15 protein-coding genes are annotated in these 14,841 nt (G+C 42.6%); 2 read left to right on the top strand and 13 right to left on the bottom strand.

What is annotated here, in order from left to right; all coding sequences use genetic code 11:
* Positions 1 to 260: 260 nt before the first annotated feature.
* On the bottom strand, positions 261 to 1,088 hold the full coding sequence (locus tag ACFO3N_RS18080) for a universal stress protein (protein WP_379800069.1): 828 nt from the start codon (positions 1,086 to 1,088) through the stop codon (positions 261 to 263).
* A gap of 834 nt (positions 1,089 to 1,922) precedes the next feature.
* Here ACFO3N_RS18080 and ACFO3N_RS18075 point away from each other — a divergent pair.
* A complete protein-coding gene (locus ACFO3N_RS18075; RefSeq protein WP_379800067.1) occupies positions 1,923 to 3,230 on the top strand; it encodes an O-acetylhomoserine aminocarboxypropyltransferase/cysteine synthase family protein in 1,308 nt (435 codons plus the stop codon).
* A 228-nt stretch (positions 3,231 to 3,458) separates the two neighbouring features.
* On the opposite strand, the gene ACFO3N_RS18070 is transcribed toward ACFO3N_RS18075, so the two are convergent.
* The 12 genes from ACFO3N_RS18070 to ACFO3N_RS18015 form a co-directional block, all read right to left on the bottom strand.
* Entirely contained in the window at positions 3,459 to 4,169 is a 711-nt protein-coding gene (locus ACFO3N_RS18070) for a hypothetical protein (protein ID WP_379800065.1), read from the bottom strand.
* Positions 4,170 to 4,180: 11 nt separating this feature from the next.
* Positions 4,181 to 4,822, bottom strand: a complete 642-nt coding sequence (locus ACFO3N_RS18065) for a DUF2911 domain-containing protein (protein ID WP_379800062.1) — start codon at positions 4,820 to 4,822, stop codon at positions 4,181 to 4,183.
* An 86-nt stretch (positions 4,823 to 4,908) separates the two neighbouring features.
* Entirely contained in the window at positions 4,909 to 5,853 is a 945-nt protein-coding gene (locus ACFO3N_RS18060; RefSeq protein ID WP_379800060.1) for a cytochrome-c peroxidase, read from the bottom strand.
* Positions 5,854 to 5,857: 4 nt separating this feature from the next.
* Positions 5,858 to 6,661: an MbnP family protein gene (locus ACFO3N_RS18055; protein ID WP_379800058.1), complete on the bottom strand. Its 804-nt coding sequence runs from the start codon at positions 6,659 to 6,661 to the stop codon at positions 5,858 to 5,860.
* A gap of 38 nt (positions 6,662 to 6,699) precedes the next feature.
* Positions 6,700 to 7,185 carry a hypothetical protein gene (locus ACFO3N_RS18050; protein ID WP_379800056.1) on the bottom strand — a complete coding sequence of 162 codons (486 nt, stop codon included), beginning with the start codon at positions 7,183 to 7,185 and terminating at the stop codon, positions 6,700 to 6,702.
* A gap of 378 nt (positions 7,186 to 7,563) precedes the next feature.
* Positions 7,564 to 8,385, bottom strand: coding sequence for a hypothetical protein (locus ACFO3N_RS18045; RefSeq protein WP_379800054.1), 822 nt, complete (start codon positions 8,383 to 8,385; stop codon positions 7,564 to 7,566).
* A 109-nt stretch (positions 8,386 to 8,494) separates the two neighbouring features.
* The gene (locus tag ACFO3N_RS18040; protein ID WP_187775452.1) at positions 8,495 to 8,692 is read right to left on the bottom strand and encodes a hypothetical protein; all 198 of its coding nucleotides are present in this window, start codon (positions 8,690 to 8,692) and stop codon (positions 8,495 to 8,497) included.
* A 504-nt stretch (positions 8,693 to 9,196) separates the two neighbouring features.
* Positions 9,197 to 9,667, bottom strand: coding sequence for a JAB domain-containing protein (locus ACFO3N_RS18035; protein WP_149207782.1), 471 nt, complete (start codon positions 9,665 to 9,667; stop codon positions 9,197 to 9,199).
* Between the two features lie 226 nt (positions 9,668 to 9,893).
* Positions 9,894 to 11,210 carry a PcfJ domain-containing protein gene (locus tag ACFO3N_RS18030; RefSeq protein WP_379800052.1) on the bottom strand — a complete coding sequence of 439 codons (1,317 nt, stop codon included), beginning with the start codon at positions 11,208 to 11,210 and terminating at the stop codon, positions 9,894 to 9,896.
* Entirely contained in the window at positions 11,207 to 11,587 is a 381-nt protein-coding gene (locus tag ACFO3N_RS18025; protein ID WP_379800049.1) for a PcfK-like family protein, read from the bottom strand. The genes ACFO3N_RS18030 and ACFO3N_RS18025 overlap by 4 nt, the downstream gene beginning before the upstream one ends.
* A 29-nt stretch (positions 11,588 to 11,616) precedes the next feature.
* Entirely contained in the window at positions 11,617 to 11,901 is a 285-nt protein-coding gene (locus ACFO3N_RS18020) for a DUF7222 domain-containing protein (protein ID WP_379800211.1), read from the bottom strand.
* Between the two features lie 110 nt (positions 11,902 to 12,011).
* Positions 12,012 to 12,401, bottom strand: a complete 390-nt coding sequence (locus ACFO3N_RS18015; RefSeq protein ID WP_379800047.1) for a single-stranded DNA-binding protein — start codon at positions 12,399 to 12,401, stop codon at positions 12,012 to 12,014.
* Between the two features lie 437 nt (positions 12,402 to 12,838).
* Here ACFO3N_RS18015 and ACFO3N_RS18010 point away from each other — a divergent pair, with 437 nt between their 5' ends.
* Complete coding sequence (locus ACFO3N_RS18010) at positions 12,839 to 14,839, top strand: ATP-dependent nuclease (RefSeq protein WP_379800045.1); 2,001 nt, start codon at positions 12,839 to 12,841, stop codon at positions 14,837 to 14,839.
* Positions 14,840 to 14,841: the final 2 nt, after the last annotated feature.

Below are 14,841 nucleotides of genomic sequence, written 5' to 3'. Positions count from 1 at the left end.
CTATTTTTTATCCTGCCGCGTTATTAGAATTATATGTCCATGCATCAGCAGGCTTCTGCAGTCCGGAGTTCTGTAAATGAAGAAAGCCTTCTCAACAATGTTTCGAAGGCTTTTCCATCAACAATAATTAACCAATGCAAAATACAGAGCCGCATGGGGCTTTCCTTATTTTTTTTTTCAGAATTGAGCCAGGGCTGTTCCCGCAGGCTCATTGTGCGGGTTTTCAATTTTTCAGGTAATCTACTGCCCGGCAGACACTATTAAAAGTTAGGAAGGGAGAGCAGCGGTATGCTGAGCCCGGATGCCATAATCCTTGTTTTGCTTATATGCACAAGGGAGTCCCAGAAGCCGTATTTTTGCGGCACCATGACTAGAATATCCGCATTATAATTTTCTATCTCTTTTTTAATTTCACTTACAACAGCATTTGAGCGGATTGTTTTGTAGCTGTATCTTGCCAGCTGTGCCGGCTGCTGGTTTTTAGGAGCTGATTCATCGTGCTGCTCCATCATCTGCTCCACTCTCTGGTCAACGCTGAAGAACTCCACCTCAGCTTTTAAGGCAGCTGCGGTCTGACCGAACCAGCCTAATTTCTGAATTGATGACAAGCTGCGGTTTTCAAAGGCAAAGAGAATTTTTTTTGCGTTTATAAAACGGGCATTACGGGGTACGGCCAGCACCGGTATGCTGATATTTTTGATAACCGAGGTTGTTGGATTCCCCAGCAGGTCCTGCCCGGCTGAGCGGTCTGCCATTCCCATGACCACAAGTTCCGCCTGATTTTTTTCAATCAGTGATGGAAGTGCGTCCTCCAGGGAAGAACAAAGGCAGAAACTCTGCGTCTCAATTTTGTATAACAGGGCAATATCATCAGCAAGATGCATGAGCCTTTCTGCGGCCTTATCGAGTTCCAATTGTGCATTATCTCCTGAAATTCCTGAATTTGAGCTATGGATTGACAGGGTAAATGAATTGAAAAGAATAAGTCTTGACCCTTTAGCTTTTGCTAATGCTGCCGCATAGGTTACGGCATTTGATGCTGCGGGAGTGAAATTTACTGCAGCAATAATTGATGTGGATGGCGGCATGGATATGTGGTATAAAATTTAAAAAATATTCTGAAATTACTGATTTGACTTTTTGGCTTTGATTACAATTTTCCAAAGGCACTTTTGATCCATAATGGCACTGCTTTTTTCGCTGCACCACTCCATCTTCAGGTTCACTTAATGGGATGCCTTATTATTTTCAGGGCAGTTTAACACGCCCGGAGTAGGCAATCCATTATCTGCTGGTGCGCACTATTGTCAACTGCGCCCGGATGGCTTAAGGGAATATATGCTGATGGGAACAAATATATTTCAAAGCCGTGTATCGCAAAAGGGCGGTTTTGTGCCAAAATTGGTCAATTTCCCGCTTTTTTTTAAAGTGCACCCATGCGCATGATTTTATCTTCCCGTTGCTTTTTTTACACTCCCTCTGAAGGCATCGAAAACAAATCCTCCACCAGCCGAATGCTGCAGCGTACCCGGGGCATAAAATACGCAGGCCCATTAACTGGCGCGGAACCTATAAAGTGTACGCAGGGAAACATATAATCGCCGCAAAGCGGAAAGAAGTATCGTTTTTTACTCCTGTTTCCAATAAACAATTTAAAATATTTTGGATTATTAATTTCTAGGTATATATTTACAAAACAGATCGTATGAAACCTAATCCAGCCAGCACCTGCGAGAGGTTTTGATTCATAAAGAAGCAGCAAGGGATGATCATTACAGCACCGCAGAACAAAAACGCAGTTACGTTTACTTCAGTAACAAACACCGTGATCCAATTCAAAGCCGCTGGTGCCGAAACTGTTTATGCTTAGTGCCGGCAGGCTGTTTTTCAATGCAGATTTTCTAACTATATAATTATAAAAAATGTCAACAACCAAAAAATTAAAATTTGAAACACTGCAGGTTCATGCAGGACAGACCGCCGATCCAACCACAGGTTCAAGGGCAGTTCCTATATACCAGACAAGCTCGTATGTATTTGAAAATGCCGAGCATGGCGCCAACCTGTTTGCCTTAAAACAATTCGGAAATATTTACACCCGTCTTCAAAATCCGACTACCGATGTTTTTGAAAAACGTGTTGCGGCCTTAGAGGGAGGTGTTGCGGCACTGGCGACTGCTTCGGGCCAGGCGGCACAATTTATTGCCCTGAACAATATTCTGGAAGCCGGCGACAACTTTGTATCGAGCAGCAATATTTACGGGGGCACCTACAACCAGTTCAAGGTAGCCTTCAAAAGAATCGGGGTTACGGTTCAGTTTACAGCAGAGACAACAGCCGAAGGGTTTGAATCACTGATCAATGAAAATACCAAAGCCTTATATCTGGAGACCATCGGCAATCCAAGTTATGATGTTCCGGACTTTGATAAAATTGCAGCTGTTGCCAAAAAACACGATCTGCCGCTGATTGTCGACAATACCTTTGGAGCAGGCGGTTATTTATTCAGGCCTTTGGAGCACGGTGCTGCAGTGGTGGTTGAATCTGCTACAAAATGGATAGGCGGCCATGGCACAAGCATAGGGGGTGTTATTGTTGACGGGGGCACCTACAACTGGGGGAATGGAAAATTCAAACAGTTTTCCGAGCCTTCGGAAGGCTATCATGGACTGGTTTTCGCTGATGCCTTTGGCGTGGAGAGCCCCTTTGGCAATATACAGTTTGCTATCCGCGCCCGTGTTGAAGGACTTCGTGATTTTGGTCCGGCAATCTCCCCGTTCAACTCCTTCCAGCTCATACAGGGTTTGGAAACCTTATCGCTCCGCGTTCAGCGCCATGTAGACAATACCCTTGAAATCGCCAGATGGCTGGAGGGACATCCGCAGGTCGAGAAGGTCAACTATCCTGGACTTGAAAGTTCGCCGAGTCATGCCAACGCCCAAAAATATTTTAAAAAAGGGTACGGCGCTGTTCTTTCCTTCCAGATAAAAGGTGATCTGACCAAAGCTAATGATTTTATCGACAGTCTGGAATTAATCAGTCATCTGGCCAATGTAGGGGATACGAAATCATTGATTATCCATCCTGCAGCCACCACACATCAGCAATTAAGCGCAGAGGCGCAAAAGGCGGCAGGTGTATTTGCGGGGCTGCTGCGTTTATCTGTCGGCATTGAGCATATTGATGATATCAAAGCAGATCTGCAGCAGGCCTTTGATAAAATCAAATAATGGAATCTGGGCTTACTGCTGTGAAGTCCACGGCAGAAACAGCATCAGCATACTAAGCTGATTACTAAAACCATAAAGCCTGCAAAACGCTGTTTGCAGGCTTTATTTATATCTATTGTGCTTAGCTGTTTTGAAATTTACCCTAACAGCCTCAGATACATCACCTGAAGAGCACTCCCCTTATGGTATGGTACAGATCAAATTCCTTTGTACCGATTCAAGCTTTATTTAGAAAAGCAGAAAGCTTACAAAACCGCCAAAGCTGTTTTCATTGTGCTTTTCCGGGCCGTAGTAATCAATATTGGTGCCCGCACCAAAAGTTATTTCTTTATAACTTAGACCGGCACGGGCCATTAGGTAGCTTCTGGTCTGCATATCGATTACCGTGCTGTACTCGTACAAGGCCTGAAGCCGCGAATAAAAGCGCCAGTTATCATTGATTTCCGGCTTGTATTCCACTAAAAACATTCCTTCCACATTGGTATCCTTGGAATAATCAATTCTGGAATTGGCCACAAATAACCAGACTGCGCTGGCTTTTGTATAAATCAATCCGGCAATGGGCCTCATCCCTTTGACAGGTGTAACGTGAAAACCGCCGGCAAATTTCAGCCCTTTGACCAGCTCATAGGTCAGGCTGGCCTGCGTCATATAATCGCCGATCTGATCCTCGCCCCATTCCCCCACAAGGGAGGTAACGCTGAAAAAACCGAGCCTGGGGATGCTGCTTATTTTTTTATCCATAATCATCTGAAAAGCCAGACCGCGGTTACTTGCTAAAACTTCTGTGTTTATGGGAGGACTCACTGCCTGAACTGGTGTTTTTTCCTGTCCTGCGGCGTTTCGGCTTAGCAGGGAGAAGAGTATTATAAAGGCATATCTTACTGCCGGCATCTTGTTCATTTTACGCTGTCTGCCTGTATGAATATTTAAAATCATGTCTTCCTTATCTATTTGGCATCAGCCGGGGTGATGGAGAAAGATATTTTCAGATATTCCCATTCCATGCTTACTGTCCCCTCACGCTGGGATAGTTCTTTCACCCTGTAGGTCAGCCTTTGAACCGGCTGGGCCAGCTTTTCAGGGGTTACCTCAAGGCGGAGCGCATCATCTTTCTGGTCATAATCATCGGTAAGATGCTGCCTGGCTTTTGTATTAAAGATCAGTGTCCAGCTTTCTTTTCCCGGGATGGTAAAAAATGCATACTCCCCTGCCTTTATCCTTTTGGAGTTGATGTTCACGTCTTTGCTGAAACTGATCCTTGTGGCACTGTGGGCGCCTGTTACCCACAAATGGTCCAGAGGCACCAGTCCGCCCCAGATTACCCTTCCCCTTGTTCCGGGAGAGCTGTATTCAATATGAATGTGGGAGCCGTCGACAAATCCCATAGCAGTGCGCTCGGGGCTGCCCTTGAGGGTATCATTTTTAATTGTTCCGTTGTTGACTTTCATGGCGTACTGCTCTCCATTGACATCAGCGCTCTGGTGGTGATGTCCTGAGGAGCTGTCCTCGGCTTTGTTTTCTTTTTTTGCACAGGATGCCAGGGCCAGCAGCACCAAAAAGGATGCTAGTATTGTTTTTGTTTTTTTCATAATCTTGTTATTGTTCAGATAAATCTCTGCGTGTTATAAAATATTTGTCATCGAGGGTTTTCAGGAAAGCTTTCAGATCCGTCTTCTCACCGGCGGTAAGCGCAATACCGGGCTGCCCCTTTTTTTTTCAGCAGCGGATCAAGCGTATGGCTGTCCTGCACGCCCGCGGCATAATGATCGAGCACCTGATCTATTTTTGTAAATCTCCCGTCATGCATATAGGGCACGGTATAGGTGAGGTTCCGCAGTGAGGGCACTTTAAATTTGAACCGGTCTTCCGGATCCAGGGTAATAGCCTGCCTGCCGGTATCAGGGTTGAACTGGTTATCCAAACCGTTATTCCTAAATGATCCATCAGTAAAAAAAGGCTCTTTATGGCAGCTGCTGCAATTATTGGAGAATATATCATATCCCCTGCTTTCAGCCTCGGTAAAACGGGCTCCGGTTTTCCGCATTACGCTGTCGTATTTGGAATTGCTGCTGATGCACATGATCATAAAACTGGAAAGGGCTTTAAAAACCTGATTTCCTGTAATGCCATCTGATCCATACACTGTTTTAAACTTTTCGCGATACTCCTTTTTTGAGCGCAGTTTTTCTAAAACATTCTCCATTTTCTCATCCATTTCCACAGGGTTTGTAATGGGCGAGACTGAAAAGAGATCCAGATGGAATACCCCGCCGTCCCAGAAAAACGATCTGTTCCAGGCGAGATTCATTATCGGTGGGGAATTCCGGCTTCCCAGACGGTCTTCAATACCGTGGCTCACATCGTGCCCATGCTGGGTAAAAGCAGAGGACTGCACATGGCAGGAACCGCATGAAATGGAATTGTCCCGCGAGAGCGCAGTTTCATAAAACAGCTTCCGGCCCAGCTCAAAGCTTTCCTTTGTCACGGGATTTTGAGCAACATCATATACAGGCTCGGGGAAGTTTTCCGGTTTTACGAAACCCTCGAATATTGATTGTTTGAATGACTGAAAAAGCACAAATAAAAACAGAATTATTATTAGATAATATTTCCTGGGCATACGGTCAATTTTTAGTTGAAATATGACTAAACATCTGGGTATAATTTTCTGAAATGAGCCTGCTGAAATCCCCGAACATTACCGTTGAATTCGCAGCTATGCTGACTTTTGTTTTTCCGTTAAACACCCTTGAGGCATCGGTCTGCAGCACCACCCTGCTTATGGCATTCTTTTTTGCTTTGACTGCTCCTTTTTTGGAAAGGTCTATGGTAACGGTGCGGATATTATTGACAGAAGGCTTATTGTAGCCGCCAAATCCCCCGATATGATAACGGAACTTTCTCTGTCCGGTGCGGTCGAGTTCCGCCTGCGGGGAATCCCCTTCAAATTTCATAAAGAGATAGCCGCTGTTCCATGTCCAGTACATTCCATCGAGCATCCCGCCGGCAATATCAAGTGCGCCTGTACGGCGGCTGATGTCCATGGTGCTTCTCAGGCTGTCCACCCCAATGGTAAATGTCACTGCGGTGTATTGTCCTTCGGGAACCTTCAAATTGATTTTCCTGCTGGCAGGATCATTTTCTTTTATCAGAAAATAACTGCTGTCCTGGGGAATTACATATTCTTTCCCTTCTTTTTGATGCAGTTTTATATTACTGACAAAATAATTAAAAGTGGTAACACTGAACTTTTCCCCGGCTTCATTGCTGTAGGATCCATCCTGAAGTTTTAAGGGTTTATCCCCTACTACATTATTAAATTCCAATGCCAGCTCAGCCAAAGCGGCACTGCTTTTCTGCGCATAGGATGCAGAACTGCAGGTGAGCAAAGCAAACAAACAGAACATTATTGTTATTTGATTTTTCATTTTTCTAAAAATTGGGTTATGAAATATATGGCGGTGCCTTACTTCCTCGTTGAGAGGATTTGAATCACTTTGGCACAAGCCGGAAAGAGGAGCTGTGATGCCAAAAGGAACTGCCCGGTATCCGATAATCGGACATCATGCTGCTGCTGCCGGGGCGGGCGAAAAATACTGCCGGTGTAATGGCCGGCATATCTAAAACTGCGCAGCAGGGATGTTTTTAATGGTGCGGCATCCACGGCGGAAACAGCAAACGAAACATGGAGAGCCCGCTGTAATAAGCCGATTTCACTATTGCTGAGCTCATTTTTTTCAGCCTGCTTTTTTTCGCTTTCATCTGCCTGTCTGAGCTTTTTTATCAGATAGCACTTCCCGTTGCAGTGCAATTGCGGGCGCGTCCTGTTTTCGCAAAGAGTATCGGCGATGTAGCGGCTGTTTGCCTGAAAACCGGCAAGCACGAAATAACGTGAAAAGTTTGAACCCATCAACGCAAGAAGCAGCAATATAGAAACAAGCTTATGTACCATTTCCGCAAAGCTACGCTGAGAGCATATGGTTTCAATTATACTTTTGCGACCTTTAATTACACTTTTGCGGACTCTTTAAAATCAGGGCAATGTTTTTTGAAATACTGAAGCCTGCCTGATTTTCCTGCCTCTTTAAATCCTGTTTAAATCCTGTTTAAAACATCGCAGTGTCTGCTCGAAAATTTCATTTCTCAATTCAGAAAATTGCTGAAAAAAAAGATAAAGGCGCTACCAGACGCCCTCGTCCGCAAAATAGTAAAAGGCAGAGGCATATTAAAAATGTGCCTGCCAATTTTCATAAATATAACGTGGCAGGCACACCGTTTAAAGCACACAACAATTGAATGATCATAGCGTACTAAATGGATTTATTTAAAATTAAAACTCCAATTCATATCCCATTTTATGTGCCAATTCATTTAATATTGAATATGGAAATTTATTTATCGATGAGTAAAATGCTATTTTCTTAAGGTTTTGTTTTTGAGTTTTCAAATCAGAGGAGCACAATTCGGCCAAATCACTTTTGCTGAAACTCGTGCCTTTTTTCAATCTTTTTAAATATTTATCCAGATCATTATTCAAGTCCAGATTTTCATCTTCGCTTAGAAAGAAGGCTTCAAAAATTTGGAGGTATTCGTTTATTGTAATCTTTCTGTCTTTTCTACTAAATTGATCCCCGAAATGAATTTTAAACCATTTTGATAAGGTTCTTTTATTACACCCAAACTCCATTGCGATTGTCTCTTTAGTTACATAAACTAATCCTTTTGTGAGCTCTTTGCTTTCTTCCCTTTTTTTACCTTCTAAATCAATATCAAATACAGTTCTTAAATTATAGACTGCCAATTGTTCCTGAATCTCAAAGATCTTTTTCAAACCATTATGATCCGTAATTAAATTTAGTAATTCATCCCTGTGCTTCTGGAACTTCGAAGGGGTGCTAATTAACTCAGTGATATTCTCCAATTCCAGCATTTCTGACGCTTTGAGCCAAAAATCCCAATTGGTTTCCTTTTTGAGTATTTCAAAAATTTCTTCATCACTGTGCGACTGCTCTTTTAACTGGGTTAATCGGGATGCCAATTCCTGCCTGCCCCCATAAAACAGAGCCAGCAGATCATTAATTATTTCCTGCTGCTTTTCAAAGGGGAGCTTAATGTAAGCTGCGGCATGATTATGTAAAACTTTATTCAGCATAAATAATTTGTGATTTGTAATCCGGTAAAAGAAGATGAACTAAGATAGTACATTACAGGAGGTTTTGATGATCAAAACTTCAGTTAAATATCATGAAATTTATTGCGTGTCAGTCATAATTAAACTCCCAGTCATCTCCAAAGGTATCCTCGTCCCAATCACAAGGACTGTCTTTGTCTGAACTGAGTTTTACATTGCTGTTTTCCCAGGACATCATATATTTACTATTGTCAGGGCTCAATTGATTAGACCTGATGTTTACTGCATTATGCACAAAAGAATTTGTTCTTGTTACCTGTAGAGCCATTTGATTTTTATTTGACATTTTTCTCGTCTTTTTAAGTTAGCATGCCAAAAGTAAAACAAAGAAAAAACAGCAATCCAAATTATGCACGATAAGTGCTTATATGTGCTTTTGTATATCCTTAAAATGTCTCGGGGGTTATCTGTTTTTCAGATGAAACATATCAAAAATCGGATGATATACTAAAAGAGACAGCAGCATTTATAAATCTAAAATTTCAAGGAAGAGAAAATTACAACTACAGACCGAACATATAAAGCCACTCTGGAAAAATGGACTATTTGATAAAAAAGGTTTATTAAAATCTTTACAAAATGAAGTTATATTATTGATAGAACCTGAAAAAGAAAAAACACCTGATTCCAAAAACACTTTCCTTCATAAGAATACTTTCATAGACAGCCGGCATCACTGGGACCATAATATTTTTATACGCATTTTTCAAATAGTTTTTCTTAAATATATCCATCCTTATATCTATTTCTAAAATTAATTATTATAAAGGCGCTACAAAGCGCCTTCATCTGCAAAGGAATAATAGGTTTCAGGGGTAATGATCAGGTGATCCAGCAGCGTGACATCGAGAATCTTCCCAGCTTCTTTCACTTTTCTGGTTATCTGTATGTCGGCTCCGGAAGGTCTGGTCTGTCCTGAAGGATGATTGTGGATCATAATGAGCGATACGGCATTGGCTTTGAGTGCTGCGGCAAAAATCAGCCTCAGGTCTACAACAGTGCCGGCTATTCCTCCCGAGGAAACCTCGTAAAGGCCGAGAACCTTGTTGGACTGGTTGAGAAGCAGGACTTTAAACTGCTCGAAAAATTCGATGGTACCGGGATTCCAGCACTGCAGTGCCAGCTGATAAACGGATCTGGAAGAGCTGATATAGGGCCGCTCTGCTGCTTTCACTTTTGTTTTGTAGACCAACTGTATTTCTGCTACCTGATTCCAGTTCTGAAGTGTTTTTGAAGTTTCCATGATTTCTTAAGTTTAAAAGATTAATAATGGAACCTGCACCGGGAATGAGAAAGCGAGCGAAAAAAGCAACGCAATAAAGCAGGTTTTTCCGCCTGCATTTATGGGGGAATTTTTTTCTGCGAACCGCCTTTCCTTCCCGAACTTTGTTTCGGAATTAAGCCTGAACCCCTGAAACAATATACCCTTCAAGTGTCTGCGCCGCGGAATTCCACAAAAAAGCCGAAAACTAATTTTCGGCTCTTTCTTCCTTTTTGTTTTTGAGTCGCTTCTTTATCTGATAGAGGTTCTGATTGAGAAGCTTCAAAATCTGCTTATGATGCGGGGAAACCTTGTTTTTGTCTCCCCTGCACTGCAGAACTTCAAGCGAGGGAAGCGCCACCTCTATGGTCTCCACAGGCTTGTTCTCAAATCTAGCTGACAGGATAAGGGAGTTTTTCTTCTTGTAGTACTCATTGGCAAATACGCAGTGGCGGAGCATATCTCCCTGTTCGAGAAAATCATGCACGTTTTCCATAACGCAGATTGAGAGATTCTCACGAGTGAACTCCAACCCGAAAAACTGTTTCTTCTGCTCTTCATAGCCAATCTGCGCCTGCTGTATTTGGGCTCTTAGTTCCTTTATATGCAGACGCCTTTGGATTCTGCGTTTTCTCTCCACAAGCCTGTCGTGCACCTGTTCCAAATTCTCAGGGCATACCAAATCGGCATTATTCAAATCCTTTCTGAACCATCTGAGCAGGCTGATGTAATCTTCCCAAAGTGAAAAGTCCTTTAGCTTATAATTATTTTTAATGCAGGTTTTGACTGCCTGCCAGTTCTCCCTGATGTGCTGTGAGTGCGAGGTCAGATAATGGGCAAGAAAATCGGTCTGCCCTGTCTTGAGAAGCGTCTCTGCGTGGGAATCTTTTAAAAGGGCGGTAAAGAGAATCTGCGGAGCAATGCCGCAGCAGCTGCCTTTGAAGCCGTTTCTTTTCAAAACGGAAATCACCTTTGCGGACGGATAGACCTTATACGGATTGATGCGGTACTTGGGAGAGCTTTCAAAAGTTTTGGGGCGGATTTCTAAAGGAGAATAGTATTTCCAAGAATCATAGGCCTGCGAAAAAACGTTAGTGCCGAGAGAAAGCGTACGCACCTCCCCTTTCGCGTTTATCCAATGCTGCATCACTTCCTTATGGAAGTATGCCGGCATGCAGTTCTTTTTCATATTCTTGTGCGAACAGATGATGCGCACCACCTGAAATCCACCGCACACATCCAACACAGCGAAATATTCAATCTCCTTGAAATGCACCTGATTATACTGGTGCATTTTAAGCTTTCCATTACACGCACTGCAGTTGATGTACTTTTGGCAGGATGCTTTCTGCGCATCGGGCTTCCAAGAGTGGGCGCAGTCAAGGCAGTGGAATTTCCCCCTTGAGATAACGCCCCATTTGATGAAAATGTTTTTTTCTGCCCAAACCTGCATTTTTTGCGTCACTGGTGGAAGGGTCTCGCTTAGGGACACAATCTGTTTTTCGATGATGGTTTTCGGTATCATAGGTCAAAAAGCGTTAAGGTTTTCGATTCGGGTTTTGGAGCAGTGACCGCCGTTTTTACTACGGTGGTAGTCTGCGGAACTTCGGGAACGGAAGTAAACAAGTCAGCCACAGCAGACTCTTTCACAACAACTTTGCAGTTTACAGGCTGAGGCTGTCCGATGCTCTCATCGCTGTAGTATCTGACAGCCATGTCAAATATTTCCTGATTGTCAAAGGCGCACAGTCCTGTTTTTTTCACCTCGCCGAAAATGTAATTGCAACAGCCTTCCAAGTTTTTAGATTCCTTGGCGAAGTCCTGCGCAAAAACAGCATCGGCAAGGGCGGTCTGATTGAGGTAATTTTCTATAGCGGTCTTAAAGTTTTCTGAAGCTTTCATAAGGGAAGATTTAAGATAAAACAAAAAGATTATTCAAAAGAGGTTCTGTAGATGTCATAGCAGTATTCTTCAAAACAGAGCCAGCACATAAAGGTGTAGTGAGGCAGACTGTATCTGTCTTTTATAGCTTCTCCGAGGGAATCTTCCATTTCTTTTCTGATGTCTTCCAAATCATCCAAATGTTCGATATAGAACTTTTTGCAGTCGGCATGATAGATAAATTCTGAAATCATACCGCTGATGCATCCGCTTTTCTGCATATCTTCAAGGAATGCTTTGAGCTGTTCTTTCTTTGTTCCCTCATAAGACTGCATTTCCAAGAGGACTATCTTTTGGAATGCTTCGTGCACGTCATACTCGGCGTATATTGATTTTTTCAAGGCTTTCATAACTCATTTCTTTAGGCTTGTACATTTGATTCGGATTAGAAAGGCAGGTCGTCAGGCTGTTCCTTTTTGTCCTTTTTTGCAGGAGCTGTCTGCGCCTGCATGGGCTGAGCATCTGAGACGAACACCAGTATCTTGATGTTGCTTGTGTGAAAAGTGAGGCTTGCCACCGCCTTTCCTTCCGAATTGAGATAGGCGTTCACTCCTACTCTTCCGTAGAGTTCCACCATTGCGCCTTTTTTGAGCCACTGCGCAACACCAGAGCTGAGCCAATACGAACAGTCTATGTAGGTTACTATTTTTACCGCTTCGGTGCTTCCTTTGGCTTTGTAGCTGTCGTTGACTGCAATTGAAAAATTTACCACCTCTCTGTCTTTGGCTGTTTTGGCAACAACCGCATCCCTTGTCAATCGTCCTGTGATTTCCATGATTTCTAAATTTTAAATGATTACTGTTTTAGAATTCTTTTCCCCTGCCTTTCCCAAAAATTGTTTTCAAAAGAAAAAACGGAAAAAAAGAAAGCGGCAATAAAGCGGGCATCAAGGATACGGAGGGCTATAAGTCCCGAAGGGCGGCAGGGCCGTTATGCGCCTGCAGGATCCGGTGCACGCTAACTTGGCTGCCTTTTTATCCGTTTCGAATGAAAACGAAACCATTTATTGCTTCTTTTCATATGATCATATATTGAAGGCAATGAAAAGCTAAAACCAAAACTGTTTGTGGCAAGGAAAATCAATGCTTCGAGGATGTCCTGTAGGTATTGCAAAGAAAAAAGAGGCAGTTTTAGTTCCTGAATACGGAAAACCGTAAATATTCCAAAACAATAATCAATATATTTAGGACCAATAATACTAACCATACAACCATGTATATCGAGAGACTGACCATTTCTAAGTTCCGATCCATCGAACACTTAGTACTTGAATTTAATAAAGGCGTTAATATCATCATAGGAGAAAATAATGCAGGAAAAAGCGCAGTTATGGATGCTGTGCGAATCTGTCTAAGCTTAGGAAGGCAATGGAGGGATATCGGCGTAAAGAATCCTGATGATTTTTACTTGGACAAAAAAATAATATCAGACATTCTGGAACCCATTGAATTCAGGTTGGAATTTAAAATTGAGGATAAGGAGGACAGAAATCTATTTCATTCGTTAATCTGGCAGAACCCGACTTATCCAGGCGAAGCCAATTTGAGGCTAAGCTTCAAATATGAAATCGAAAAAGACGCGTTGGGCAACGAGAAGCTAAAATGGAAAATATGGGGCGGCGAAGACAATACCGTTGAAATGTCGGAATTGCAGCAGATTTATTATTCCTATCTCGAACCATTGAGAAACGCGGAGCAGGAACTCAGGCCATATGCATCAAACAACAAGATAACATCCCTTTTCAGGGATCTTACCTCTTATAAAAAACCTGGTCCGAAGGGAATCATCGATGTGCCGCTTACTGCCGACAAAAAAAATGAACTTTCGCAAGCACTGGAAACGGTTCTTAAAAACGAGGACTGGACTGGACTTATCAATACTGGACAGCACTTTATAAATGAACATCTGGAAGAAGCGGATATTAAGAAAAAAAGCTCTAAAGTCCACTTAAAACTATTGGAATACAAATTCGATAATATTGTAAAAGGATTTCTAACGCGAAAACCCGTCTATCCGGACACAGTCCTGGGTTCTGACGTGCACCTTCAGAAATACTTCGATATCAGCCAGAATGGGTTAGGTGACAATAATATCATCTTAGCCTCAGCTGTATTAGGGGATCTAAAGAGCCGTAGAGACCAGAAAATCGAGCATTATTACGCACTGCTTATCGAAGAACCTGAAGCGCATCTTCATCCGCAGAGGCAAAACACATTTTTCAATTATCTCAATACGCTTCAGAATTTGGGCGTGCAGATATTCATTACCTCCCACTCTCCTACCATAACCGCCAAATCAGATTTGGACAATCTAATAATCCTCCAGAAGAATTTGGATGACAAGACCGCCCTTTTTACTTCTAAAAATTCCATTCTCACCGATCCGAATAAAGCATATCTCAGAAAATTCTTAGATGTGACCAAGTCGCAGCTTTTCTTTGCAAGCGGATGCATCCTAGTTGAAGGGATATCCGAGGCACTGCTGCTTCCGGTCTTTGCCTCCATTATGGGCAAGGACTATAATCTTGACAAGAACGGCATAGAAATAGTGAACATAAATGGCGTGGCATTCGAACCATTCGCCAATCTTTTCAACAGCAAGGACGAAAAGCAAAGATTATCCACTTTCTGCGCTATTATCACTGATGACGACCGGAGCATCATAAAGGCTGGGAATTTTATAAGCAAGACTGAGACAATCAAAAAAGATCAGGCCCAGGAAATTTTTGATGGACTGAAGACTCTTGGCATTATAGACCAAAACAACAGAATTATCGGCTTTAATCCTGCTGACAGCATCAAAATCAAAGGATATGAAACCAAGGAAGATTTTATTAAAGATGTTCTTACAGCAAAATTCAATGTTATCTCCGACCGGGCAAAAAAGGCGCAGAAATTAGCCGCGGAAAACCTTCATGTCGAGCTGGCCGAGCATACTTTCGAATATGAGCTCATAACGGCATCCGCTGATAATGCAAAAATAATCGCAGAAGTCTACAATGGCATGCATTCCGCCAATTACGTGGACGCCGCAGCAGATAGGTTCTTACTGGCCGCAGACATCCTCAAGAAGCTGAAATCCAATAAAGACAAGTCTGAATTGGCAGAGTCTCTTTCTTATGCATTCGATATGCACCCCAATCTTCGAAAACTTTTTATTATTCCTGAATATCTGCAGAAGTCTATAAAATGGGTTATTGATAAAAAACTTTAGTT

The organism is Flavobacterium chungangensis (assembly GCF_042654045.1).
In the GTDB taxonomy this organism is placed as follows: Bacteria; Bacteroidota; Bacteroidia; order Flavobacteriales; family Flavobacteriaceae; genus Flavobacterium; species Flavobacterium chungangensis.
Note: the sequence above shows the minus strand (reverse complement) of the source record. Positions and strands in the feature narration are given on the sequence as shown.

Bases quoted from the DNA above. Each gene is read 5' to 3' on its own strand.
- ACFO3N_RS18080 (WP_379800069.1), bottom strand. From the start codon at position 1,088: ATGCCGCCATCCACATCAATTATTGCTGCAGTAAATTTCACTCCCGCA.
- ACFO3N_RS18075 (WP_379800067.1), top strand. From the start codon at position 1,923: ATGTCAACAACCAAAAAATTAAAATTTGAAACACTGCAGGTTCATGCA.
- ACFO3N_RS18070 (WP_379800065.1), bottom strand. From the start codon at position 4,169: ATGATTTTAAATATTCATACAGGCAGACAGCGTAAAATGAACAAGATG.
- ACFO3N_RS18065 (WP_379800062.1), bottom strand. From the start codon at position 4,822: ATGAAAAAAACAAAAACAATACTAGCATCCTTTTTGGTGCTGCTGGCC.
- ACFO3N_RS18060 (WP_379800060.1), bottom strand. From the start codon at position 5,853: ATGCCCAGGAAATATTATCTAATAATAATTCTGTTTTTATTTGTGCTT.
- ACFO3N_RS18055 (WP_379800058.1), bottom strand. From the start codon at position 6,661: ATGAAAAATCAAATAACAATAATGTTCTGTTTGTTTGCTTTGCTCACC.
- ACFO3N_RS18050 (WP_379800056.1), bottom strand. From the start codon at position 7,185: ATGGTACATAAGCTTGTTTCTATATTGCTGCTTCTTGCGTTGATGGGT.
- ACFO3N_RS18045 (WP_379800054.1), bottom strand. From the start codon at position 8,385: ATGCTGAATAAAGTTTTACATAATCATGCCGCAGCTTACATTAAGCTC.
- ACFO3N_RS18040 (WP_187775452.1), bottom strand. From the start codon at position 8,692: ATGGCTCTACAGGTAACAAGAACAAATTCTTTTGTGCATAATGCAGTA.
- ACFO3N_RS18035 (WP_149207782.1), bottom strand. From the start codon at position 9,667: ATGGAAACTTCAAAAACACTTCAGAACTGGAATCAGGTAGCAGAAATA.
- ACFO3N_RS18030 (WP_379800052.1), bottom strand. From the start codon at position 11,210: ATGATACCGAAAACCATCATCGAAAAACAGATTGTGTCCCTAAGCGAG.
- ACFO3N_RS18025 (WP_379800049.1), bottom strand. From the start codon at position 11,587: ATGAAAGCTTCAGAAAACTTTAAGACCGCTATAGAAAATTACCTCAAT.
- ACFO3N_RS18020 (WP_379800211.1), bottom strand. From the start codon at position 11,901: ATGCAGTCTTATGAGGGAACAAAGAAAGAACAGCTCAAAGCATTCCTT.
- ACFO3N_RS18015 (WP_379800047.1), bottom strand. From the start codon at position 12,401: ATGGAAATCACAGGACGATTGACAAGGGATGCGGTTGTTGCCAAAACA.
- ACFO3N_RS18010 (WP_379800045.1), top strand. From the start codon at position 12,839: ATGTATATCGAGAGACTGACCATTTCTAAGTTCCGATCCATCGAACAC.